The sequence below is a fragment of the Actinoallomurus sp. CA-150999 genome, assembly GCF_050942425.1.
Classification (GTDB): Bacteria; Actinomycetota; Actinomycetes; order Streptosporangiales; family Streptosporangiaceae; genus Actinoallomurus.
Genome location: NZ_CP192063.1, coordinates 10,464,447 through 10,485,523 on the forward strand (window position 1 = coordinate 10,464,447; position 21,077 = coordinate 10,485,523).

The window sequence follows — 21,077 nt, forward strand, 5'->3', positions numbered from 1 at the left end:
CCCATGTCTGGCCGTGACGAGACTTTCGTACCGTCCGAAAAGGAAGGGCCGGAGCCTCCGCCGCCGTATCCGCCGCCCCCGGCACCGCCGGGGCCCGGCGGCGGCGACCCCCTGGCCGAGGCCCCCCACGTCACCCCCCAGACCGCCGATGCGCCGCCGGGCGACCCGGCCCCTCCCGGACCGCCCCCGACGCCCGACGTCGAGGAGAGCATGACCGCGCCACCCCCGCGCCCCGGGCATTTCCCTCCCGATCCGGACGCAAACGCAACCGTGTCCTTCGCGGCCCCGTACGGTTCCAATCCGACGCCGTCCGGCCCGGCCACCGGGGCGGCGTCCCCGTTCGCGGACACGGCCGCTGACGCCGCCGAGAAGACCGTGACGGACGTGCTGGAGCCGGAGCCGAGCAGGTCGGTGGCGCGCCGCGAGGGCGAACCGCCGCTGTCCGCGGCGGAGAGCACCACCCCGCCGCTCACCCCCGACGCGATCCTCCCGCCGGGGACGGTCCCGGACGAGGCCACGGAGCCGGAGCCCGAGCCCGAGATGGACGGCACCCGGCCGACGCCTCAGATCGGCTCCGGAGAACCCGGACCCGGCGGGCCCCGCGGGCCACACGGACCCCGCCGGCCCGGCTGGTCAGGGCGGGGCGGCGCCGGCGTGCCCGGGGCGGTCCTCATCGGCGGCGGCGCCTTGGCGGCGCTCCTGCTCGGGGGCAGCGGTGTCCTCGCCTACACGACGATGTCCGACGACGCGCCGAAGAAGCACACGGCCGCCCCGCCGACGCATGCCACGCAGCCGACGCCCACGCCTGTCGTGACCTCTCCGACGCCCGCCAAGACCTCCGAGAAACCCAAGCCGAAGCCCAAGCCGACGCCCATCGACATCAGGGACGAGAAGAAGGATCCCACGCCCCTGAGCGTCGACGAGGTCTTCCCCAACACCAAGATCAAGGTGGCCGGGCACACCTTCCTCCTGATGAAGACCGTGCCCAACAACCAGTGCTACCTGACCGCCAACGGAGCGTTCAGCCAGGAGCTGACCCGCCAGCACTGCCGCAGGGTCGTCCGGGCGACCTTCGTCTCCGACGACAAGAAGATCGCCGTGACCACCGGCATCGCGGCGATGCCGACGGACGCCGCGGCGTATTCCGCGATGAAGTCCCAGGACACGGCGCACTACGAGTGGTTCCGCGGCATGAAGGCGACCGACGCCCCCAAGATCGACCAGGGTGGCGGATACCCGGTGAGCGTGGTGCGCGGCCGGTACATCATCTACGCGTACGCCATGTACGCCGACGCGCACAAGCCGAAGCCGGACGACAATACCCTCAAGGACGTCAGCACGGGCTTCCGCGACAACACGATCAAGCCGATCGAGGCTCGCCAGAAGGGCGACTGAGCGGGGCGGGTCGGCGGCGCGCCGGCCCGTACGGCTCCAGAACGGCCGACGGATCACTCAGTTCACGTACACCGAGTCCGTCATCGCCTGACCACCATCACGAAGACGCCGGGCGTACACCACGCGTGCACACCCGGCGTCGTCATTCGTCCGTGTCAGCCGGCCTGGCGCTCTTCCGCCGGTGTCACGCCGAGGACGCGGACCCGACGGGTCTCCTGGGCCCGGCTGGCCAGCAGCCCGGCCTCCGGGTAGGTGACCTCCTCCAGCGACAGCCCATGCGGCGGGAGCACCTGGACCGCCGAGTCGCGGGTGCCCGCGGCCAGCACCTCCGCCGGCCACTCGACCGGCCTGCGGCGATCTCCGACCGCCAGCAGCGCGCCGACGATGGCCCGGACCATGGAGTGGCAGAACGCGTCGGCGACGACGGTCGCGACGGCGACGTCGGCCGACTCGCGCTCCCAGTCGTAGCGCACCAGCCGCCGGATCGTCGTCGCGCCCTCGCGCCTGCGGCAGTACGCGGCGAAGTCGTTCTCGCCCAGCAGCAGCGCGCTCGCGGCGTTCATCCGGTCCAGGTCCAGGGGGCGCGGATGCCAGAGCACCTCGTGGCGCCGCAGCGGATCGACGCCGACCGGGTTGTCGCAGACACGGTAGGCGTACCGGCGCGACAGCGCGGAGAACCGCGCGTCAAAGCCCTCCGGCGCCTGCTCGATGCGCCGGATCCGGACGTCGGGCGGGAGAACGCCCGCCATGCGCCGCGGCAGCGTGCCGTTGACCTGGGCGTAGGCGGCGACCGGGACGACGACGTGCGCCACCTGGCCATGCGCATGGACCCCGGCGTCCGTACGGCCCGCGACCGTCAGCACCGGCGGCGGGTCGAGCCGCAGCACCCTTCCCAGGGCGTCCTCGATGACGCCCTGCACGGTCCGTCGCCCGGGCTGACGCGCCCAGCCGGCGAAGCCGGCCCCGTCGTAGGCGAGGTCGAGCCGGAGACGTACCAGAGCGGTCATCGGGATCGCGGCGTCCGGCCTTCGGTCAAGCGCCGAACCGGGAACGCCGCCGCCCCCCTCCTGTTACCGTGAGCGAGCCGAGGAGACCGTTGAGCCGCGGCCATCCGCGCGAGGCGGAGCGGTCCACCGGCTTCCCCTTCATGAGTGGTCGAGCCTCCCGCCGTCGGCGGAAGAGCAGGTCGAAGCACAAGTCTTTCAAACAACGAGCCCGCCGTCCCGTAGGGGCACGGCGGGCGTCGTCGTAAACGTCGAGCTACTTCTTGTCGTCAGCCTCGATGTCGTCCGCCGGAGCCGCCTCGGCCGGAGCCTCAGCCGCCGGGGTCTCCTCGGTCTCCTCGACGGCGGGCGCCGGGGCCTCCGTGGCCGGAGCGGCCGTGGTCCGGGTCGTCACCGCGGACGGCGCGGCCTCCTCCACCAGCTCGATCAGCGCCATCGGGGCGTTGTCGCCCTTACGCGGGCCGAGCTTGGTGATCCGGGTGTAACCGCCCGGGCGGTTCTCGAACCGCGGGCCGATCTCGGTGAAGAGCGTGTGGACGACGCCCTTGTCCTTCACGACGGTGAGAACCTGACGCCGCGCGGCGAGGTCACCGCGCTTCGCCTTGGTGATCAGCTTCTCCGCCAGCGGACGCAGCCGCCGGGCCTTGGCCTCGGTCGTCGTGATGCGACCGTGCTCGAACAGGGCCGTGGCGAGGTTCGCCAGGATCAGCCGCTGGTGAGACGGGCTGCCGCCGAGACGAGGGCCCTTGGTGGGCGTGGGCATGAATCCCTCTCCTTGTTTCAACCCGCACCGGCCGTACGAGGTACCGGTGTCGGTCCGGCGAGGCCGTACGCCTCACCGAGTATCGGTGACCGCGGGCGACCCCTGAGGATCGCCCGCGACCGATATGACTAGTACTGCTCGGTCTCCGCGTAGCTCTGGTCCTCGTCGCCGTAGGCGTCCGCCGCCGCGGTCGGGTCGAACCCGGGCGGGGAGTCCTTGAGCGTGAGGCCCATGTCGTTGAGCTTCTGCTTGACCTCTTCGATCGACTTGGCACCGAAGTTGCGGATGTCGAGAAGGTCCTGCTCGCTGCGGGCCACGAGCTCACCCACGGTGTGGATGCCCTCGCGCTTGAGGCAGTTGTAGGACCGGACCGTGAGGTTGAGCTCCTCGATCGGCAGCGCCAGGTCCGCCGCGAGCGCGGCGTCCGTCGGGGACGGGCCCATGTCGATGCCCTCGGCCTCGACGTTGAGCTCCCGGGCCAGGCCGAACAGCTCGACCAGGGTCTTACCGGCGCTCGCCACCGCGTCGCGCGGCAGCATCGCGGGCTTGGTCTCGACGTCGACGATCAGCCGGTCGAAGTCGGTGCGCTGCTCGACACGCGTCGCCTCGACCTTGTAGGTGACCTTCAGCACCGGGGAGTAGATCGAGTCGATCGGAACCCGGCCGATCTCCTGACCCGGCTGCTTGTTCTGGGCGGCGGAGACGTAGCCACGGCCACGCTCCACGGTGAGCTCCATCTCCAGCTTCGCCTTGTTGTTCAGCGTGGCGATGTGCAGCTCGGGGTTGTGCACCTCGACACCGGCCGGCGGCGCGATGTCGGCGGCGGTGACCTCACCGGGGCCCTGCTTGCGGAGGTACATCACGACCGGCTCGTCGTGCTCGGAGGAGACGACGAGCTCCTTGAGGTTCAGGATGATGTCGGTGACATCCTCCTTGACCCCCGGGATCGTGGAGAACTCGTGCAGGACGCCCTCGATCCGGATGCTCGTGACGGCGGCACCCGGGATGGAGGACAGGAGCGTACGGCGGAGCGAGTTGCCGATGGTGTAGCCGAAGCCCGGCTCCAGCGGCTCGATCGTGAACCGCGACCGGAACTCGTCGACCTGCTCCTCGGTGAGGGTCGGTCGCTGTGCGATCAGCATTTCTTACTTCCTTCCCGCGGCGCCCGCTATATGACTGCCGCGATCTCGCACTGCGGGGCGCACGCCGGAGGGCGTGCGCCCGCACGAGTGGACGTCAGCGCTTGGCGTACCACTCGACGATGAGCTGCTCCTGGACCGGCGCGTCGATGTGCTGCCGGACCGGCATGGAGTGCACGAGGATGCGCATCCGGTCGGGGACGACCTCGAGCCAGGCCGGGACCTGACGCTCGCCGACCTCGGCCCGGGCCACCACGAACGGGGTGTCCTCGAGGGACTTCTGGCGCACCTCGATGATGTCGCGCTCACTCACGCGGAACGACGGGATGTCGACCTTCCGGCCGTTGACCGTGAAGTGACCGTGCTTGACCAGCTGACGGGCCATGTCGCGGCTCTTGGCGAAGCCCGCGCGGTAGACCACGTTGTCGAGGCGGCGCTCGAGCAGGCTCAGCAGGTTGTCACCCGTCTTGCCCGTCCGGCGGTTCGCCTCCTTGTAGTAGTTGACGAACTGGGCCTCGAGGACGCCGTAGATGCGACGGGCCTTCTGCTTCTCCCGGAGCTGGAGCATGTGCTCGCTCTCCTTGGGACGGCCACGACCGTGCTCACCCGGCGGGTACGGCCGGATCTCGATCGGGCACTTCGGGCCCTCGCACTTGCTGCCCTTGAGGAACAGCTTCATCTTCTCGCGGCGGCACAGCTTGCAGTCGGCGCCGGTGTATCGAGCCATCTCTCTTCTTCCCTAACTCAGACGCGGCGGCGCTTCGGCGGGCGGCACCCGTTGTGCGGCACCGGGGTGACGTCCTGGATGGAACCGACCTCGAGGCCGGTCGCCTGCAGCGACCGGATCGCGGTCTCGCGGCCCGAGCCCGGGCCCTTCACGAAGACGTCGACCTTGCGCATGCCGTGCTCCATGGCGCGGCGCGCGGCGGCCTCGGCCGCCATCTGAGCGGCGAACGGCGTCGACTTACGCGAGCCCTTGAAGCCCACGTGGCCGGCGCTGGCCCACGCGATCACGGCGCCCACGGGGTCCGTGATCGTGACGATCGTGTTGTTGAACGTGCTCTTGATGTGGGCGTGCCCGTGAGCGACGTTCTTCTTTTCCTTCCGGCGCACCTTCTTGGCGCCGGGGCGGCTCTTTGGCGGCATCTGCTCTCAAGTCTCCTGGAGGTCGTCGATCCGTCGGCCCCGGGCGGGGGGCCGAGGACTACTACTTCTTGCCGGTCTTCTTCTTGCCGGCGACCGTCTTCTTCTTGCCCTTGCGCGTACGCGCGTTGGTCTGCGTCCGCTGACCGTGCACCGGCAGGCCACGACGGTGCCGGATGCCCTGGTAACAGCCGATCTCGATCTTGCGACGGATGTCGGCCTGGATCTCGCGGCGCAGGTCGCCTTCGATCCGGTAGTTGGCCTCGATCCAGTCACGGAGCTGGATCAGCTCATCGTCACCGAGCTCGTGGACCCGACGGTCACCGCTGATGCCGGTTTCCTTCAGCGTCTCGAGCGCACGCGTGCGGCCGATGCCGAAGATGTAGGTGAGAGCGACCTCGAGGCGCTTGTCGCGCGGGAGGTCGACGCCGAGGAGGCGTGCCATCTCGGGCAGTTCCCTTCTGTTTCACGGAGGTCTGCGCACCGCATCCCCACCCCTGCCCGGGTGAGGCCCCGGCCTCCGACCGGGGGTTGCTCCTTACGGAGCCGCGGAACGTCGGAATATGTACGGCCGCGCCATGTCACGTCGTGTGGATGGCGCGGCGGTGCCTCTGTCGTCAGCCTTGACGCTGCTTGTGGCGCGGGTCATCGCAGATGACCATGACCCGGCCGTGCCGACGGATGATGCGGCACTTGCTGCAGATCTTCTTGACGCTCGGCTTGACCTTCACTGGGTCTCCTCTTGCAGGGTCACCCCCGCGCTGCCGAGTCCGCCGACGAGCCACGACGGCATCACTGCCGAAGCCGCTCACCAACCGACTATACGCGGGGAAGGCAACCCCAGTGGGTGGTTACTTGTAGCGGTAGACGATCCGACCGCGCGTGAGGTCGTAGGGGCTCAGCTCCACGACGACGCGGTCATCGGGCAGGATACGGATGTAGTGCATCCGCATCTTTCCGCTGATGTGGGCGAGCACCTTGTGCCCGTTGTCGAGTTCCACCCGGAACATGGCGTTCGGGAGCGACTCGACGACGGTGCCTTCGATCTCGATGGCCCCTTCTTTTTTGGGCATGTCCTCCGCGCTTCACTGATCGGTTCGTCAGGAGAACGGCCTCCGTGGAGCACCCGGCACGCAGCATAGGCGTGCGGGCATGAGCCAACACGGGACCGACAAAAGAGTGTACGTCACACGCCCACGGAATACGAAATCCGCGTCCGGACTCCGTGTCGGAGGCGTAACTCCTCCTCCCCCAACCCGCAGAGGGGCCGCCTCATTCCGCCCCGCACCAAGCGACCCTCGTACACCTCGCCTTGACGCCGTCCCGGAACGATCACTACCGTTCTACTAACATCATAGAAGAAGGGATGAAGGGTGTTCCAGTTCCGATTGGACGGATCCAGCGGCGTCCCGCCCTACCTGCAGATCGTCCACCAGGTGCGCCAGGCCCTGCTGCTGGGCTACCTGCGGACCGGGGACCAGTTGCCGACCGTGAAGGAGGTGGTCGCCTCCTTGGCGATCAATCCGAACACGGCGGTGAAGGCCTACCGCCAGCTGGAGAACGAAGGGATGGTGACCGCCCGGCCGGGGCAGGGCACCTTCATCACCGCCTCCGTCGAGCCGGTGGCCCCAGGGCCGTACGCCCGGTTGCGGCGCTCGCTCGAGCAGTGGGTTCGCGACGCCTATGCCGCCGGGCTGGACGACGAGACGGTCACGGCCATGTTCGCCACCATCCGCAACGAGCTGCGGGCCGAGGGCGTGGCATGAGCCCGGCGCTGGAGATCAAGGGGCTGGGCATGCGGTACGGCCGGACGTGGGCGTTGCGGGACTGCTCCGTACGGCTGCCCGCCGGGTCGGTGATCGCCTTGGTCGGCCCGAACGGCGCCGGCAAGACCACCCTTCTGCAGCTGGTCACCGGCCTGCTGCGCCCGACCGAGGGCAGCGTCGAGGTCTTCGGCCAGGACGCCCGCGCCGGCTCGGCCGAGGCGCTGGCCCGGGTCGGCTTCGTCGCCCAGGAACACCCGCTCTATCCGGCCTTCTCGGTCGCCGACCTGCTGCGGATGGGCCGCTCGCTCAACCTGCGCTGGGACCAGCCGCTGGCCGAACGACGGCTGGAGGAGCTCGGGATCCCCCTGGCCAAGCGCGCCGGAGCACTGTCCGGCGGCCAGCAGGCCCAGGTCGCGCTGGCGCTGGCCCTGGCCAAGCGCCCCGCACTGCTCGTGCTGGACGAGCCACTGGCCAACCTCGATCCGATCGCGCGCCGCGACTTCATGCGCACGGTGATGGCCGCCGTCGCCGAAGACGAGATCACCGTCCTGCTGTCCTCGCATGTGATCGCCGACTTGGAGCCGGTCTGCGACTGGCTGGTCCTCCTCAAGGGCGGCCGGCTCCAGCTCGCCGGTGAGATCGAGGACGTACTGGCCGGCCACCGGATGCTCACCGGGCCACGTACCGACGACGAGCCGCCGGTCCCCGGGCTCGTACGGGCCACGCACAGCGACCGCCACACCGATCTGCTGGTCCGCACCGGGACCGACGGGCCCGCGCTGCACCCGACGTGGCGATCTCACCCGGTCGGGCTGGAAGAGCTCATCCTCGCCTACCTCGAGCAACCGACGGAGATCGCCCGATGATCTGGCTCACCTGGCGGCAGCATCGCGCCCAGGCGCTCGCCGGCCTGGCGCTGATCGGCCTGGCCGCTCTGGTCTTCCTGCCGTACGGCCACGCGATCCGCAGCTCCTACACCGAGCACGGCATCGGACCGTGCCTGGCTCAGGGCACCGACGGCGAGGCCTGCCAGTCGGCCATGTCCACGTTCATGGACCAGTTCAACGGCGTCGCCAACCACCTGCTGACCTGGTTCACTCCGATACCCGGCCTGATCGGCGCGATCGTCGGCGCGGGACTGCTCGGCCGCGAGTACGAGCACGGTACCTGGCGGCTGGCCTGGACCCAGGCCGTACCCCGAACCCGCTGGCTGACCATGAAGATCCTGCTGGTCGGTCTCGGGATCGTGGTGATCAGCGCGAGCCTCAGCGCCGTCTTCGCCTGGTTCCGCAGCCCGATAGACGACGTGTCCAGCAGGTTCTCGCCAGGAGCATTCGATCTCGAGGGGCTCTCCCTCACCGGATACACCCTCTTCGCCTTCGCGGCGGGCGTCCTGGCCGGACTGCGGTTCCGCCGCACCGTCCCGGCGATCGCCGCGGCATTCGCCGCCTTCATGGCGGTACGCCTTCCGGTCGAGTACTGGCTGCGGCAGCGGTACCAGGCGCCGGCGGCCCGCCTACTCCCTCCGACCGGCCACTGGGGCAGCATCGGCCCGATGGCCGTGCCCAACACGCCGGGCACGCCCGGCTGGATCCTCCACAGGGAACTCGTCGACAAGACCGGCCACCCCATCTCCGACGCCATCCAGGACCAGATCGGTCGACGAGCCCTCAGCGGCAACGCCGACCTGAGCGGACTCGGACTGCACCTCAGAGTCGTCTACCAGCCCGCGAACCGGTTCTGGACCTTCCAGATCATCGAGGCCGCAGTGTTCATCGGCCTCGCCGTCGTACTTCTCGGCGTCGCAGTCCGGCTGCTGCACCGCCGCAGCGCCTGACGCCCGAAACCCACCCCTTGAGCACCACGAGTTCTCTCGGCATGCCCTGGCAAGGAGAAAAAGTGATCGTCCGAATCGGCGTCCGTCCGGACGTCTCACCGCATCCGCGGATACGGGTCGCGACGGGCCTCGCCGCGGCGGTGACGCTCATCGCCGCGGCCGGGTGCGCACCCGCGGGTGAACGCACCGCCCGAGCCGTATCGGCCAGTCCACCCGACAGTGTGGCGACGGCCTGCGATTCCCTGACCACCTGCTATACCCCGCGCCAGCTCCGAGTGGCCTACGGCATCCAGCCGCTGCTGGACCGCGGGATCGACGGCCGCGGCAAGACCATCGTGGTCCCCGCACTCGCCGCTGAGCAGCCGGCCCCGCCGAAAGTCAGCGACATCCGCCAGGACATGAGGCGGTTCGACGACCTGTTCGGCCTGCCCGCCGTGCGGCTCAAGGTCGACGCCACCCTCGCCGGAAAGGTCTCGCCTTGGCTGGCCACCGCGGAGGAAGTGCAAGACGTCCAGATCCTGCACGCGGTCGCCCCCGCCGCGACGATCCACGTCGTATTGGTCGAGCCGACGGCCCTGAGCAGCCCCGCCAGTGCCATGGCCGCGCTGACCGGTGCCCTCCGGCGCGGCCTCTCTCAAGGTGACGTGATCTCGATCAGCGCTGGTTGGGGCGAACACTGCCTCACCCGCGCCCAGGTCGCACGGCAGCACGCCGTCCTGCGGGCGGCGCGGGACCGCCACGTCACGGTCGTCGCCGGCTCAGGCGACACCGGCGCCGTGAGCAGGCCCTGCCCCGGCTCCACGCCCCAGGACGCCTGGGTCCCGGTCAAGGAGGTCAGCGCACCGGCCTCGGACCCGCTCGTCCTCGCCGCCGGCGGCACGACCTTCACCGCCGATCACAAGACCGGCGCGTACGTCGGCGAGACGACGTGGAGCGTCCCGTCACACTCCCAGGGAACCGGCGGCGGGTTCAGCCACCTGTACTCCCGACCCGGCTATCAGAAAGACGTTTCCGATACGGCCCGCGCGGTGCCCGACGTGGCCGCCGACGCCGCTCCCAGCACCGGAATGGCGATGGTCATCAGCGAGAGCGACCAGAAATACACCATCCGCGGTGCCAGCGGCACCAGCGCCAGCACCCCGCTCTGGGCGGGGCTGATCGCCCTGGCCGATCAGGCCGCCGGACACGACCTGGGCTTCGTCAACCCGGCCCTCTACCGCATCGGCCGCAGCTCCCGGACGGCCTTCCACGACGTGACCACGGGCGACAACACCGTGACCGTCTCCGACAAGACCATCACCGGGTACCGCGCGGTACCCGGCTATGACCTGGTGACCGGCTGGGGCAGCCCGAACGCACGCGTGCTCGTTCCCCTGCTCGCCCGTTAGTTATGATCTTGAATCGCGGAACGCCCCGGCGTTCGATCCGACCACGGGCGGTCACCGCGGCCAACGTGCAAAAGGAGAGCAGATGACGAGCCACGCACTCCCGGAGAGCATCGCCACCGACGCTGATCTGGACGGACTGTTCGCCGCCGAGGGCGTTCCGGCGTACGGGCACGCGGATTACCACGCCACGTGTGGACTGTCGGCCAACGACGAGACGACGTACATGGACGCGTTGTTCACCACCGACGCCGTTTCGGCGCACGGACACGCGAATACTCACGCCACGTGCGGGCTGTCCGCCAACGACGAGACCGTTTACGCGCCGATCTCCTGAACAGACCCGCCCGCGGAAAAGCCCCGATCATGGCCCTGGACGGGCCGTGACCGGGGCGGTTCGCGCTATGGAGCAACGATGCAGAAGGTGTTCTTCACCGGCACCCATCGCGTTCGGACACCGGAGGAGACCTTTGAGTCGATCCGGCCGCTGCTGAGGGACTACGGCATCACCCGGCTCGCCGATGTCACCGGTCTGGACATCATCGGCATTCCGGTCGTGATGGCGGTCCGCCCGCTGGGGACGACGCTCTCGGTCTCCCAGGGGAAGGGCGCGACGCTCCTGCTCGCGAAGATCTCCGGGGCCATGGAGGCCGTCGAACTCTGGCACGCGGAGAACGCCGTCCCGGCCCCCGAACTCCCCGACACTCCCGCCTCGGAACTCGACCTCCCGTACCGGATCACGGAGCTGGGCGGGACGCGGGGATGCCTGCTCACCGAGCGGACACGGCTGGACTGGATCCAGGCCGCCGACCTCGCCGAACGGACCCCGGTGGCGGTTCCCTGGGCGGCGGTCCGGATGGGACACCCTCCGGCCGGCTGGCGGGTCCCGGCCTTCATGGAGAGCTCCAACGGCCTCGCCTCCGGGAACACCGTCGCCGAGGCGACCGTACACGCCCTGTACGAGGTGATCGAGCGCGATGCCGTGCACGCCGTGGGGGGTGTCCCCGCGTCGGGCCGTCGGTACATCGACCCGGCGAGCGTCTCCGACGGTCACTGCGCGGAACTCGTGGAGCGCGTCGCCCGCGCCGGTGCGTGGCTGGAAATCGAGTACGTGCCCGGCAGGATGGGCGTGCCCTGCATGGTCGCCCACCTGTGGCATGAGGATTCACCGGCATCGATCATGTTCGGTGCCGGTGCGCACGCGGACCCGGCCGTCGCACTGTCGCGCGCCGCCACCGAGGCCGTGCAGGCACGGCTCACCCATATCACCGGCACTCGGGACGATCTGACGTCGGCCGCGTACCGTCCCGTTCATTTCCCGCGTCCGGTGACCCCCGGGCCGTTGGAGGCGTGGGACCGGGTGACGAGCGAGTTCCCCGGCACGTACTTCGCCACGGACACCGAGGAGGCGGACCGGCTCGCCGAACGGATCGGCGCGGTCACGGGTTCGTCCCCGCTCCGGGTCGTGCTCGCCGATCGGGACGAGTTCGCGGTGGTGAAGGTGCTCTGCCCGGGAACGCGGCAGACGGTGCACTCGAGCGTTCGCGCCACGGCCGATGCGAGAGGTGAGGGTGCCGCGTGACCGTCCATGTCTTCTGCGGGCCGACCATCGGTGCCGAGCAGGTCAGGCGGATCCTGCCCGAGGCGCGCACGTATCCTCCGGTGCGCCACGGTGACCTGCTCGCCCTCGGCTGCGCGGCGGGCGACGTCGTCGTCATCATCGACGGTGTCTTCCACTCGACGCCTCCCGTCCGGCACAAGGAGATCCTGCATCTGCTCGCCGAAGGCGTCGCCGTGGTCGGCGCGTCCAGCATGGGCGCACTGCGCGCCGCCGAGCTGTATCCGTTCGGCATGCGGGGGGTCGGCCGGATCTTCGAGATGTACCGCGATGGGCGGATCGAGGCGGATGACGAGGTCGCCGTCGCGCACACGCCCGATGATCTCCGCCCACTGTCCGTCCCCCTGGTCGACCTCCGGACGCGGCTCGGCGACGCCGTGGACGCCGCGGTGATCAGCCGGGCGGAGGCTGACCGACTGCTCGCCGTCGCCCGGGAGCTGTACTACCCGGAGCGGACTCCGCGCGCGCTGGCCGACGCGGTCGCCGACGACGCGGACCTGCGGGACGCTCTCGACCGGGTGACGCGTTGGGAGGGCCGGGAGGCCGTCGACGCCAAGTACGCGGACGCGGTCGAGGCACTCGGCCTGGTGGCCGACGGGAAAATCACGCCGCCCGATACGAGCGAGTGGGCCGGCACCTCATGGCGGACGACGCAGATCGAACAGTGGATCACGCGTTTCCACATCCGCCGCCCGGACGCCGGGAGGATCCCGGTCGTCGCGGAGCTCCAGCACCAGCAGCTGTACGACCCGGACTTCCCTGCCCGGTGGCGTCACGTCGCCCTCACCTGGATCACCGGCGGCTCGCTCGGCGACGATCCCGCCGCGGTCGAGCGACGCGCGATCGAGACCGCACACGCAAGCGGCCTTGATCGAGGCTCGCTGACCGGGGAGCAGGCACAGTACTGGTTGAGCCCCCAGGAGATCGCCGGCCTGAGCGCGGACGACCAACTGCTGAGCGTCCTCGTCCGCTCCGCCCGTTTCGACGCGGCGGGGCACGCCCGGCTCACCACTCGGGAGAGGACGGCGTTCCTCATCAAGCCGGACCGGGACAGCGCGGCGGCTGTGGCGGCCGCCTGGAGCCTCAACGACGCCGTGGCGGCCACCGCTCCGCACCGGGCCGTGCACCTCCTCCGCCAGGACCTGCTGCGCGCCCACATCGCCGACCAGTGGGGTGTGACGGCTGTGGACGGGCCTGCGCTCGACGCCGCCGCCCGCGACCGCGGTTTCCTCGACGCGGCCGCGGCGATGGAGGTCGCCCGCGCGTTCTACCTGCACGCCTCCGGAGTCGTCCGCCGATACCAGGACTCCTCTGCCGCGCTCATCGACTGAGCCCCCGGCGATGCGCCGCCGGTCATGGCGTCGGCGGCCCTGGGAGGCTCAGCGGCCTTGCTCAGGGGAGCCGAAGAGCCGGCCTGCCGGCAACGGTCGGCGATGAAGTCGGCCACGCGACGTCGTCGATCGCGAGCCACGGCGCGGTGGCCACGGCCGTGGGCGTGAGCCCGGCGAACGTCTTGACCTCGCGGTGGAGGTGGGACTGGTCGACGTAGCCGCTCTCGGCGGCGACGCCGGCGGCGGCGTGACCCGCCGCGAGAAGGTGGGCGGCGTGGTCGAACCGCACCAGTCCGGCCGCGCGTTTGGGCGTGATGCCGAGCTGGGACCGGAAGCGGGACCACAGGCGCTTGCGGCTCCAGCCGACCTCGTAGGCCAGGCCCTCGACCCGCACCCGCCCTTGGCTGGTGAGCATCCGCCGCCAGGTGTGGGCGACCTCCGGATCGACCGGTGGGCGGGTGCCCAGCCGGCGGCCGAGGATCTCCGCCGCGATCGCGAACCGTTCGTCCCACGACGTGGCGGCGCGCAGCCTGTCCTCGGCTCGCCCGGCGTCGCGGCCCCAGACGTCCGCGAGGGATACCATCGCCCCGCTGAGCTCGGGCGATACACCGAGTATCGCAGCCGCCGCGACCGGCTCCAGCCGGATCTGGAGGCACTCGCTCTTCCCCCGGCCGGCTGCCCGAAGATCGCCGGGGAGGAGCCCGATGACGACACTGCCGCGCTGGTGCCGGCCATGGGTGTCGTAGACGATGCCTCCCTCGCTCAGGTCGATGAGCAGGGTGACGGATGGGTGCGCGACCATAGCGATGTCCACGGATACGGGGGCACGATGGCGGAACCCGGCCATGCTGATCCCTGGCAGCCGACCTGACGGGCGCGGGACGGCGACGTCCACCCACGCCCAGTCGAGTGTCCCCGTCGACGGCACCTGACCAGCGTAGGACTCAGGGATCACGAGCGGGGTGTCAGCGGTCCGTCGCCGTGAAGCCGAGCAGCAGTTCGCCGGTCGTCTCGGGCGCTTCGAGGATGGGGAGGTGCCCGACCCCGGGCAGCAGCTCGACCCGCGCGCCGGGCACCGCGTCGTACTGGTGCGCCGACGACGGGTCCCACCGGGGGTCGGCATTGCCGAAGATCACCAGCACGGGGACCTCGAGGGCGGCGAGACGCTCGGGGACGCTCCGCTCGACGATGTACGCGCTGTTCTGGCGCAGCACCGCCCTGAACGCGCGGTATGTGATGCCCCGTACCCCGGCGACCAGGTCGTCCGGGACGTCCACCGGGCCGGCCGCCGTCACGCCGATCCCCTTGCGGATCACCGCATCCGAACGCCTCGACCAGAGAATCGCGCCGAAAGGCGGACCCAACAGAACCCGGAGGAGGACCGGCTGCGGGAGGAACGCGTCGAGACTCGGGCCGGTGCTGATCAGCGCGAGCGACCCGACCAGGTCGGGGCGCCGTTCGGCGAGCGCGGTGGCGACGTAGCCGCCGCTGGAGTGCCCCGCCACGGCGATGTGACGAAGGCCGAGGTCGTCGAGCAGCGCCGCCACCCGGCCCGCCTGCGCGGGCACCTCGTATGACGGCGCGGGCGGGGACTGACCGCAGCCCGGCAGGTCGACCCGGATCACGTGATGGTGGCCGGCCAGTGCCGGGACCATCGGGCTCCAGCAGCCGCCCGCAGCCCCCGAGCCGTGGATGAGCAACAGCGGCGGCGCCTGCCGCGGGCCGTCGTGGACCACGTGCATCCCAGGCGAGCGCTCAACGTCGTACTCACTCATGCGGGGAATGATGCATGGGCCGCCGACCGTCGGTCTTGGACAAATGTCGCCGTGGAGTCGACGACCGCCGGTCATGGCGCCGACGGCTCTTGACGGGCTCCGCTCAGCGGCGTTCTTCGTGGGAGCCGAAGAGCTGACCGGCCAGCAGCAACGCGCCCCAGGGGCCGGCGACCCAGATCCACCAGGGGTACCAGGCGCCCGATGACACGGCGGTCAGCAACCAGATCACGATGCAGACCAGGTTGATCGAGGCGTACGACGCCCAGCCCGCGCGCATGCCTTTCCGGTACACCTCGCCCGACGGACGGCGCGCGGGCGTCGAGCGGCGGTACGCCGGCACCGGGAGTTCGTACATGTCCTCTTCGGGAAGGTCGCTCGTCACCTTCTGCAGGTCGCCGAGCGTCCGCGCGCGGTAGGCGACGTCGAGGCGCTCGTTCAGCTCGTCGACGCCGATGCGCCCCTGAGCACAGTGCTCCCGCAACGCCGCCGCGACCCGGTCACGGTCGGCGTCGGAGGCCCGTATCTCAGGATTGAACGCCATTGTTGATCCTCCTCAGGAGCCCCCAAAACCCTCAATCCAGAGGCTACGCCGTACCGCGCCACTTTCCACCGCCGCCACAGCCGTCCGCCTGTCCGAACCGGGCACCCGGGCGGAGTCGGCTTCCGCCGGGCCGACGCCCTGTGGCGTCCAGGCGACGAACCGGCGGATCGGAGTCGGCCGGTCAGGAGGACTTCAGGCGCTCCCCGCCGTCGAGGGCCGTCAGGACCCACGGGCCGTCCTCGGTGACGGCGAAGGTGTGCTCGAAGTGCGCCGAGCGGCGGCCGTCGGCGGTGATGACCGTCCACTCGTCCTCGAGCAGGATCGTCTCGGCCGTCCCCAGATTGACCATGGGCTCGACCGCGAAGCACATGCCGGGGACCAGGAGCGGCCCGCGGCCCGGCTGCCCGTAGTTGGGCACCGCCGGGTCCATGTGCATCTCGGTGCCGATGCCGTGGCCGACGTACTCCTCGACGATGCCGTAGTCGCCCTGCCCGCGGACGTACGTCTCGACGGCGTTGCCGATGTCGCTCAGCCGGCCGTCGACCCGCCCGGCCGCCAGGCCGCGCCACAGCGACTCCTCGCAGACCTCAAGGAGTCTGCGCTCCTCGGCGGTGATCTCGCCGACGGGCACGGTCACGGCCGAGTCGCCGTGCCAGCCGTCGACGATCGCGCCGCAGTCGATCGAGATGACGTCGCCCTCGGCGAGCACCTTGGACGGGTTCGGGATGCCGTGCACGATCTCCTCGTTGATCGAGGTGCAGATGCAGGCCGGGAACCCCTGGTAGCCCTTGAACGACGGTGTCGCGCCCGCTGAGCGGATCGACTCCTCGGCGATGGCGTCGAGGTCCGCCGTCGTGATGCCGGGCTTGACGGCCTCGACAAGCGTCTGGAGCGTACGGCCGACGACGAGGCCCGCCTCGCGCATCACGTCCAGTTCGCCCGGCGTCTTGATCTGAATGGCCGGCTTACGCTTCTTCCACACTCTTATGCTCCGCAGGTAGATCCGGGGCGCGCCCGGGGGTCACCGGCCGCGCCTCCCCCACCCAGGGTCAATCGGTGAACGGACGAAGCGCGGCGAGCGCCCTCTCGGTGACCTCTTCGACGGGCCCAGTCGCGTCGATACCGACCAGAATGCCCTCATCGGCGTAGAACGACGCAAGAGGCGCGGTCTGTTCCTGGTAGACCTCCAGGCGGTGCCTGATGGTCTCCTCGCGGTCGTCGTCACGCTGGAACAGCTCGCCGCCGCAGACGTCGCAGACGCCCTCCTTGGACGGCGGGTCGAACGCCACGTGCCAGATCCGCCCGCACTTTCGACAGGTGCGGCGCCCGGACAGCCGGCGTACGACCTCGTCGTTCTCGACCACGAGCTCGAGGACCAGGTCGAGCCGCTGATCCATCTCGGAGAGGATCTTCTTGAGGGTCTCCGCCTGCGGCACGTTGCGCGGGAAGCCGTCGAGCAGGAAGCCTTCCTGCGCGTCGTCTTCGGCCAGCCGGTCGCGCACCATCGCGATGGTGACCTCGTCGGGAACGAGGTCACCGCGGTCCATGTACTCCTTGGCCTTGCGGCCGAGGGGCGTATTGCCGCTCACGTTGGCGCGGAAGATGTCACCTGTCGAGATCTTCGGGACCGACAGGTGCGATGAGATGAACTGGGCCTGAGTCCCCTTGCCCGCTCCCGGGGGGCCCACAAGCACGATACGCACTACCGCAGGAAGCCCTCGTAGTTACGCTGCTGGAGTTGGCTCTCGATCTGCTTCACCGTGTCCAGCCCGACGCCGACCATGATCAGGATGCTGGTGCCACCGAAGGGGAAGTTCTGACTGGCCCCGATGAGGCCGAACGCCACCATCGGCACCAGCGCGATCAGTCCGAGGTAGAGCGCGCCGGGCGCGGTGATCCGCGTGAGCACGTAGTCGAGGTACTCGGCGGTCGGCCGGCCCGGGCGGATGCCCGGAATGAACCCACCGTACTTCTTCATGTTGTCCGCGACCTCGGTCGGGTTGAACGTGATCGCGACGTAGAAGTAGGTGAAGAAGATGATCAGCAGGAAGTACAGGGCCATGTAGATCGGATGATCGCCCTTGACCAGGTACTTGGAGATGAACGTGGCGATCGGGTTCGAGCTGTGCCACATCTGCACGATCAGCTGCGGGAGGTACAGCAGCGACGAGGCGAAGATGACGGGGATGACGCCCGCCTGGTTCACCTTGAGCGGGATGTAGGTCGAGGTGCCGCCGTACATCCGGCGGCCGACCATCCGCTTGGCGTACTGCACCGGGATGCGGCGCTGCGCCTGCTCGACGAAGACCACGCCGGCGACGATCGCGACGCCCACGGCGAGCACGATCGCGAAGACGAAGCCGCCCTTGGTCTTGTAGATGTTCCAGAACTCGGACGGGAAGACCGCCACGACCTGGGTGAAGATCAGGATCGACATGCCGTTGCCGATGCCCCGGTCGGTCACCAGCTCGCCCAGCCACATGATCACCGACGTGCCCGCCGTGATCGTGACGACCATCGTGACGATGGTGAACCAGCCCTTGTTCCAGAGCAGTTCCTCGGTGCAGCCCTGCAGCAGGTTGCCGGTGCTCGCCATGGCGACGATGCCGGTGCCCTGAAGAATCGCCAGCCCGATCGTCAGATACCGGGTGTACTGGGTGATCCTCGTGGTCCCGGCCTGGCCCTCCTTACGGAGTGCCTCCAGCCGCGGGATCACCACGGTGAGCAGCTGAAGAATGATGCTCGCCGTGATGTAGGGCATGATGCCCAGAGCGAAGATCGAAAGCTTCAGCAGCGCGCCGCCGCTGAACAGGTTGACCAGGCCATAGACGTTGGCGTTGGCCCCCTTGCTCACCGTGTCGATACAGCGGTGCACGGCTCCGGTGTTCACGCCCGGTGCCGGCAGCTGAGAGCCCAGCCGGAACACCGCCATGATGAACAGCGTGAAGAGAAGCTTCTTGCGCAGGTCGGGTGTTCGAAACGCCCGAGTGAACGCGGTCAGCACCATTCCTCCTGCGCGGTTTCCGGCCTATGGCCGCTCACGGGCCTCAGTCGATCCTCAAGTTGCGGCGAAAGTGTCGCCGGTCGAACTCTAACAGCCCTTGTGGGGATTGCCGCCCCCGCCACCGTATGGCGGGGGCGAATCCCACAAGGGCTTTGACTCACAGCTCTTCGGCCGTGCCTCCGGCACCAGCGATCTTCTCCTTCGCGGAGCCGGAGAAGGCGTGCGCCTTGACCTGAACCGTTACGGAGATGTCACCGGTACCGAGGACCTTGACCGGGCGGCCGGCGCGCACGGCGCCCTTCGCCACCAGGCCCTCCGGCGTGACCTCGCCGCCCTCGGGGAAGAGCTCGGCGATCTTGGCCACGTTCACGACCTGGTACTCGACCCGGAACGGGTTCTTGAAGCCCTTGAGCTTCGGAACCCGGCGGATCAGCGGCATCTGGCCGCCCTCGAAGCCGACGGGCACGGTGGTCCGGGCCTTCGTGCCCTTCGTACCGCGTCCGGCGGTCTTGCCCTTGGACGCCTCACCACGGCCCTTGCGGACCTTGGCCTTGTGCGCGCCCGGCGCGGGCCGCAGGTGATGCGGCCTCAGCGGGGTCTCTGCGCCCATGTCAGTCGACCTCCTCGACGGTCACGAGGTGGCGAACGGTGTTGATCATCCCGAGCACCTCGGGGCGGTCCTCGCGGACGACGCTGTGGCCGATCCGCTTGAGCCCGAGCGTACGCAGGGTGTCACGCTGGTTCTGCTTGCCACCGATCTGCGACTTCACCTGCGTGATCTTCAGGTTGCTCACGATGCCGCCTCCTGCCGGGGCTCGCTGCCCGCAGCACGGGCACGGAGCATCGCGGCCGGGGCGACGTCCTCGATCGGCAGCCCACGCTTGGCCGCGATCTCCTCGGGCCGGTTGAGCTGCTTGAGAGCCGCGACCGTCGCGTGCACGATGTTGATGGCGTTGGACGAGCCCAGCGACTTCGACAGGACGTCGTGGATGCCCGCGCACTCCAGCACCGCGCGCACCGGGCCACCCGCGATCACACCGGTACCGGGGCTGGCCGGCTTGAGCATGACGACGCCCGCGGCCTCCTCACCCTGGCTGGTGTGCGGGATGGTGCCCTGGATGCGCGGCACCTTGAAGAAGTGCTTCTTGGCCTCCTCGACGCCCTTGGCGATCGCCGCGGGCACCTCCTTGGCCTTGCCGTAACCGACCCCGACGGTGCCGTTGCCGTCACCCACGACGACGAGCGCCGTGAAGCTGAAGCGCCGGCCGCCCTTGACGACCTTAGCGACACGGTTGATCGCTACGACGCGCTCGATGTACGACTGTCCCTTGTCGGCGCCACCGCGGCGGTCATCACGCCGGTCGCGCCGCTCGCCGCCGCCACGACGTGGTGCTGCCATTAGTGGTTCCTCTTCTCATGCGTCATCAGGTGCGATTCGCAGGCCATCAGAACTCCAGCCCGCCCTCTCGGGCGCCGTCCGCCAGAGCCGCGATACGGCCGTGGTAGCGATGCCCGGCGCGGTCGAAGACCACCGCGCTGATGCCCGCCTCGCGCGCCCGCTCGGCGAGGAGCTCGCCGACCTTGCGCGCCTTGGCGGTCTTGTCGCCCTCGGCCGTACGGAGCGTGGCGTCCAGCGTGGACGCCGACGCCAGCGTGTGACCGGCCAGGTCGTCGATGATCTGCGCGAACATGTGCTTGGTCGAACGCGTCACGACCAGGCGCGGCCGCTGCGGCGTGCCCTGGACCTTCTTGCGGACGCGCAGGTGCCGGCGGGTCCGCGACGCGGCGCGCGAAGCGGTCCGCGAACGGACCTGAGTCTTGCTCGCAGCCATGTCTACTTACCAGCCTTTCCGACCTTGCGGCGGATCTGCTCACCCTGGTACCGCACGCCCTTGCCCTTGTACGGGTCGGGCTTGCGCAGCTTGCGGATGTTCGCGGCGACCTCGCCGACCTTCTGCTTGTCGATGCCCTCGACGACGAACTGCGTCGGCCGCTCGACACGGAAGTTGATGCCCGTCGGGGCCTCGACCGTGATCGGGTGGCTGTAGCCGAGCGAGAACTCGAGGTTGCTGCCCTTGGCCTGGACGCGGTAGCCGACGCCGACGATCTCCATCGTCTTGCTGTAGCCCTGCGTCACGCCGATGACCATGTTGTTGATCAGCGACCGGGTGAGGCCGTGCAGCGCACGGATCGGACCCTCGTCGCTGGGGCGACCGACCTTGATCTCGCCGTTCTCCTGAACGACCTCGATCGGCCGGGCCACCGTGTGCTTCAGCTCGCCCTTGGGGCCCTTGACCGTGACCTCCTGGCCATCGACCTTGACGTCGACGCCGCTGGGGACGGGAATGGGCAGACGTCCAATACGCGACATGCTTG

At 69.6% G+C, this 21,077-nt stretch carries 27 protein-coding genes; 8 read left to right on the forward strand and 19 right to left on the reverse strand.

Annotated features, from left to right (window positions below; all coding sequences use genetic code 11):
* Nucleotides 1-210: 210 nt before the first annotated feature.
* Nucleotides 211-1,395 carry a hypothetical protein gene (locus ACQP2O_RS48215; RefSeq protein WP_433176362.1) on the forward strand — a complete coding sequence of 395 codons (1,185 nt, stop codon included), beginning with the start codon at nucleotides 211-213 and terminating at the stop codon, nucleotides 1,393-1,395.
* A 155-nt stretch (nucleotides 1,396-1,550) separates the two neighbouring features.
* Here ACQP2O_RS48215 and truA read toward each other — a convergent pair whose 3' ends face one another.
* The 8 genes from truA to infA all read right to left on the reverse strand — a co-directional run bounded on the left by truA (nucleotide 1,551) and on the right by infA (nucleotide 6,517).
* Nucleotides 1,551-2,402, reverse strand: a complete 852-nt coding sequence (truA, locus tag ACQP2O_RS48220) for a tRNA pseudouridine(38-40) synthase TruA (RefSeq protein ID WP_433176364.1) — start codon at nucleotides 2,400-2,402, stop codon at nucleotides 1,551-1,553.
* Nucleotides 2,403-2,655: 253 nt separating this feature from the next.
* Nucleotides 2,656-3,162, reverse strand: coding sequence for a 50S ribosomal protein L17 (gene rplQ, locus ACQP2O_RS48225; protein WP_433176366.1), 507 nt, complete (start codon nucleotides 3,160-3,162; stop codon nucleotides 2,656-2,658).
* Between the two features lie 128 nt (nucleotides 3,163-3,290).
* On the reverse strand, nucleotides 3,291-4,304 hold the full coding sequence (locus tag ACQP2O_RS48230) for a DNA-directed RNA polymerase subunit alpha (RefSeq protein WP_252840846.1): 1,014 nt from the start codon (nucleotides 4,302-4,304) through the stop codon (nucleotides 3,291-3,293).
* 94 nt (nucleotides 4,305-4,398) lie between these two features.
* On the reverse strand, nucleotides 4,399-5,028 hold the full coding sequence (gene rpsD, locus ACQP2O_RS48235) for a 30S ribosomal protein S4 (RefSeq protein WP_360894464.1): 630 nt from the start codon (nucleotides 5,026-5,028) through the stop codon (nucleotides 4,399-4,401).
* Nucleotides 5,029-5,045: 17 nt separating this feature from the next.
* A complete protein-coding gene (gene rpsK, locus ACQP2O_RS48240) occupies nucleotides 5,046-5,447 on the reverse strand; it encodes a 30S ribosomal protein S11 (RefSeq protein ID WP_345352785.1) in 402 nt (133 codons plus the stop codon).
* Between the two features lie 61 nt (nucleotides 5,448-5,508).
* Nucleotides 5,509-5,889: a 30S ribosomal protein S13 gene (gene rpsM, locus ACQP2O_RS48245; protein WP_433176369.1), complete on the reverse strand. Its 381-nt coding sequence runs from the start codon at nucleotides 5,887-5,889 to the stop codon at nucleotides 5,509-5,511.
* Between the two features lie 172 nt (nucleotides 5,890-6,061).
* Complete coding sequence (rpmJ, locus tag ACQP2O_RS48250; RefSeq protein ID WP_252780562.1) at nucleotides 6,062-6,175, reverse strand: 50S ribosomal protein L36; 114 nt, start codon at nucleotides 6,173-6,175, stop codon at nucleotides 6,062-6,064.
* Between the two features lie 120 nt (nucleotides 6,176-6,295).
* Nucleotides 6,296-6,517 (reverse strand): translation initiation factor IF-1, encoded by a 222-nt coding sequence (gene infA / locus ACQP2O_RS48255; protein WP_067912209.1) that lies wholly within the window; start codon nucleotides 6,515-6,517, stop codon nucleotides 6,296-6,298.
* A 300-nt stretch (nucleotides 6,518-6,817) separates the two neighbouring features.
* Here infA and ACQP2O_RS48260 point away from each other — a divergent pair, with 300 nt between their 5' ends.
* The 7 genes from ACQP2O_RS48260 (at nucleotide 6,818) to ACQP2O_RS48290 (ending at nucleotide 13,381) form a co-directional block, all read left to right on the forward strand.
* Nucleotides 6,818-7,210, forward strand: a complete 393-nt coding sequence (locus tag ACQP2O_RS48260) for a GntR family transcriptional regulator (RefSeq protein ID WP_433176372.1) — start codon at nucleotides 6,818-6,820, stop codon at nucleotides 7,208-7,210.
* Nucleotides 7,207-8,076: an ABC transporter ATP-binding protein gene (locus ACQP2O_RS48265; RefSeq protein ID WP_433176374.1), complete on the forward strand. Its 870-nt coding sequence runs from the start codon at nucleotides 7,207-7,209 to the stop codon at nucleotides 8,074-8,076. Before ACQP2O_RS48260 ends, ACQP2O_RS48265 begins: the two co-directional genes overlap by 4 nt.
* Nucleotides 8,073-9,047, forward strand: a complete 975-nt coding sequence (locus tag ACQP2O_RS48270; protein ID WP_433176376.1) for an ABC transporter permease subunit — start codon at nucleotides 8,073-8,075, stop codon at nucleotides 9,045-9,047. The genes ACQP2O_RS48265 and ACQP2O_RS48270 overlap by 4 nt, the downstream gene beginning before the upstream one ends.
* A 62-nt stretch (nucleotides 9,048-9,109) precedes the next feature.
* Nucleotides 9,110-10,435: a S53 family peptidase gene (locus tag ACQP2O_RS48275; protein WP_433176378.1), complete on the forward strand. Its 1,326-nt coding sequence runs from the start codon at nucleotides 9,110-9,112 to the stop codon at nucleotides 10,433-10,435.
* 82 nt (nucleotides 10,436-10,517) lie between these two features.
* Nucleotides 10,518-10,769, forward strand: coding sequence for a hypothetical protein (locus tag ACQP2O_RS48280; protein WP_433176380.1), 252 nt, complete (start codon nucleotides 10,518-10,520; stop codon nucleotides 10,767-10,769).
* A gap of 78 nt (nucleotides 10,770-10,847) precedes the next feature.
* Complete coding sequence (locus tag ACQP2O_RS48285; RefSeq protein ID WP_433176382.1) at nucleotides 10,848-12,014, forward strand: YcaO-like family protein; 1,167 nt, start codon at nucleotides 10,848-10,850, stop codon at nucleotides 12,012-12,014.
* Nucleotides 12,011-13,381 (forward strand): TfuA-like protein, encoded by a 1,371-nt coding sequence (locus ACQP2O_RS48290; protein ID WP_433176384.1) that lies wholly within the window; start codon nucleotides 12,011-12,013, stop codon nucleotides 13,379-13,381. The genes ACQP2O_RS48285 and ACQP2O_RS48290 overlap by 4 nt, the downstream gene beginning before the upstream one ends.
* A 61-nt stretch (nucleotides 13,382-13,442) precedes the next feature.
* Here the strand turns inward: ACQP2O_RS48290 and ACQP2O_RS48295 are convergent, their stop codons facing one another.
* The 11 genes from ACQP2O_RS48295 to rplF all read right to left on the reverse strand — a co-directional run bounded on the left by ACQP2O_RS48295 (nucleotide 13,443) and on the right by rplF (nucleotide 21,072).
* Nucleotides 13,443-14,309, reverse strand: a complete 867-nt coding sequence (locus ACQP2O_RS48295) for a helix-turn-helix domain-containing protein (protein ID WP_433176385.1) — start codon at nucleotides 14,307-14,309, stop codon at nucleotides 13,443-13,445.
* A 37-nt stretch (nucleotides 14,310-14,346) separates the two neighbouring features.
* Nucleotides 14,347-15,156 (reverse strand): alpha/beta fold hydrolase, encoded by an 810-nt coding sequence (locus ACQP2O_RS48300; protein ID WP_433176387.1) that lies wholly within the window; start codon nucleotides 15,154-15,156, stop codon nucleotides 14,347-14,349.
* 103 nt (nucleotides 15,157-15,259) lie between these two features.
* The gene (locus tag ACQP2O_RS48305) at nucleotides 15,260-15,697 is read right to left on the reverse strand and encodes a DUF1707 domain-containing protein (RefSeq protein ID WP_433176389.1); all 438 of its coding nucleotides are present in this window, start codon (nucleotides 15,695-15,697) and stop codon (nucleotides 15,260-15,262) included.
* Between the two features lie 181 nt (nucleotides 15,698-15,878).
* Nucleotides 15,879-16,679, reverse strand: a complete 801-nt coding sequence (gene map, locus ACQP2O_RS48310; protein ID WP_433176391.1) for a type I methionyl aminopeptidase — start codon at nucleotides 16,677-16,679, stop codon at nucleotides 15,879-15,881.
* A gap of 67 nt (nucleotides 16,680-16,746) precedes the next feature.
* A complete protein-coding gene (locus tag ACQP2O_RS48315; RefSeq protein ID WP_345429318.1) occupies nucleotides 16,747-17,400 on the reverse strand; it encodes an adenylate kinase in 654 nt (217 codons plus the stop codon).
* The gene (gene secY, locus ACQP2O_RS48320; protein WP_433191416.1) at nucleotides 17,400-18,701 is read right to left on the reverse strand and encodes a preprotein translocase subunit SecY; all 1,302 of its coding nucleotides are present in this window, start codon (nucleotides 18,699-18,701) and stop codon (nucleotides 17,400-17,402) included. The genes ACQP2O_RS48315 and secY overlap by 1 nt, the downstream gene beginning before the upstream one ends.
* Nucleotides 18,702-18,858: 157 nt before the next feature.
* Nucleotides 18,859-19,311: a 50S ribosomal protein L15 gene (gene rplO / locus ACQP2O_RS48325; protein ID WP_433176394.1), complete on the reverse strand. Its 453-nt coding sequence runs from the start codon at nucleotides 19,309-19,311 to the stop codon at nucleotides 18,859-18,861.
* A 1-nt stretch (nucleotide 19,312) separates the two neighbouring features.
* Complete coding sequence (gene rpmD / locus ACQP2O_RS48330) at nucleotides 19,313-19,495, reverse strand: 50S ribosomal protein L30 (RefSeq protein ID WP_360894433.1); 183 nt, start codon at nucleotides 19,493-19,495, stop codon at nucleotides 19,313-19,315.
* Nucleotides 19,492-20,100, reverse strand: coding sequence for a 30S ribosomal protein S5 (rpsE, locus tag ACQP2O_RS48335; RefSeq protein ID WP_345429315.1), 609 nt, complete (start codon nucleotides 20,098-20,100; stop codon nucleotides 19,492-19,494). The genes rpmD and rpsE overlap by 4 nt, the downstream gene beginning before the upstream one ends.
* Before the next feature lie 46 nt (nucleotides 20,101-20,146).
* Nucleotides 20,147-20,533 carry a 50S ribosomal protein L18 gene (gene rplR, locus ACQP2O_RS48340; protein ID WP_433176397.1) on the reverse strand — a complete coding sequence of 129 codons (387 nt, stop codon included), beginning with the start codon at nucleotides 20,531-20,533 and terminating at the stop codon, nucleotides 20,147-20,149.
* A 2-nt stretch (nucleotides 20,534-20,535) separates the two neighbouring features.
* The gene (gene rplF / locus ACQP2O_RS48345; protein ID WP_433176399.1) at nucleotides 20,536-21,072 is read right to left on the reverse strand and encodes a 50S ribosomal protein L6; all 537 of its coding nucleotides are present in this window, start codon (nucleotides 21,070-21,072) and stop codon (nucleotides 20,536-20,538) included.
* Nucleotides 21,073-21,077 lie beyond the last annotated feature (5 nt).

Bases quoted from the DNA above. Each gene is read 5' to 3' on its own strand.
- rplR (WP_433176397.1), bottom strand. From the start codon at position 20,533: ATGGCTGCGAGCAAGACTCAGGTCCGTTCGCGGACCGCTTCGCGCGCC.
- rpsE (WP_345429315.1), bottom strand. From the start codon at position 20,100: ATGGCAGCACCACGTCGTGGCGGCGGCGAGCGGCGCGACCGGCGTGAT.
- ACQP2O_RS48305 (WP_433176389.1), bottom strand. From the start codon at position 15,697: ATGGCGTTCAATCCTGAGATACGGGCCTCCGACGCCGACCGTGACCGG.
- infA (WP_067912209.1), bottom strand. From the start codon at position 6,517: ATGCCCAAAAAAGAAGGGGCCATCGAGATCGAAGGCACCGTCGTCGAG.
- rpsK (WP_345352785.1), bottom strand. From the start codon at position 5,447: ATGCCGCCAAAGAGCCGCCCCGGCGCCAAGAAGGTGCGCCGGAAGGAA.
- ACQP2O_RS48215 (WP_433176362.1), top strand. From the start codon at position 211: ATGACCGCGCCACCCCCGCGCCCCGGGCATTTCCCTCCCGATCCGGAC.
- ACQP2O_RS48265 (WP_433176374.1), top strand. From the start codon at position 7,207: ATGAGCCCGGCGCTGGAGATCAAGGGGCTGGGCATGCGGTACGGCCGG.
- rplQ (WP_433176366.1), bottom strand. From the start codon at position 3,162: ATGCCCACGCCCACCAAGGGCCCTCGTCTCGGCGGCAGCCCGTCTCAC.
- rpsD (WP_360894464.1), bottom strand. From the start codon at position 5,028: ATGGCTCGATACACCGGCGCCGACTGCAAGCTGTGCCGCCGCGAGAAG.
- ACQP2O_RS48285 (WP_433176382.1), top strand. From the start codon at position 10,848: ATGCAGAAGGTGTTCTTCACCGGCACCCATCGCGTTCGGACACCGGAG.
- rpsM (WP_433176369.1), bottom strand. From the start codon at position 5,889: ATGGCACGCCTCCTCGGCGTCGACCTCCCGCGCGACAAGCGCCTCGAG.
- ACQP2O_RS48280 (WP_433176380.1), top strand. From the start codon at position 10,518: ATGACGAGCCACGCACTCCCGGAGAGCATCGCCACCGACGCTGATCTG.
- ACQP2O_RS48270 (WP_433176376.1), top strand. From the start codon at position 8,073: ATGATCTGGCTCACCTGGCGGCAGCATCGCGCCCAGGCGCTCGCCGGC.
- ACQP2O_RS48230 (WP_252840846.1), bottom strand. From the start codon at position 4,304: ATGCTGATCGCACAGCGACCGACCCTCACCGAGGAGCAGGTCGACGAG.
- truA (WP_433176364.1), bottom strand. From the start codon at position 2,402: ATGACCGCTCTGGTACGTCTCCGGCTCGACCTCGCCTACGACGGGGCC.
- ACQP2O_RS48300 (WP_433176387.1), bottom strand. From the start codon at position 15,156: ATGAGTGAGTACGACGTTGAGCGCTCGCCTGGGATGCACGTGGTCCAC.
- rplO (WP_433176394.1), bottom strand. From the start codon at position 19,311: ATGGGCGCAGAGACCCCGCTGAGGCCGCATCACCTGCGGCCCGCGCCG.
- rplF (WP_433176399.1), bottom strand. From the start codon at position 21,072: ATGTCGCGTATTGGACGTCTGCCCATTCCCGTCCCCAGCGGCGTCGAC.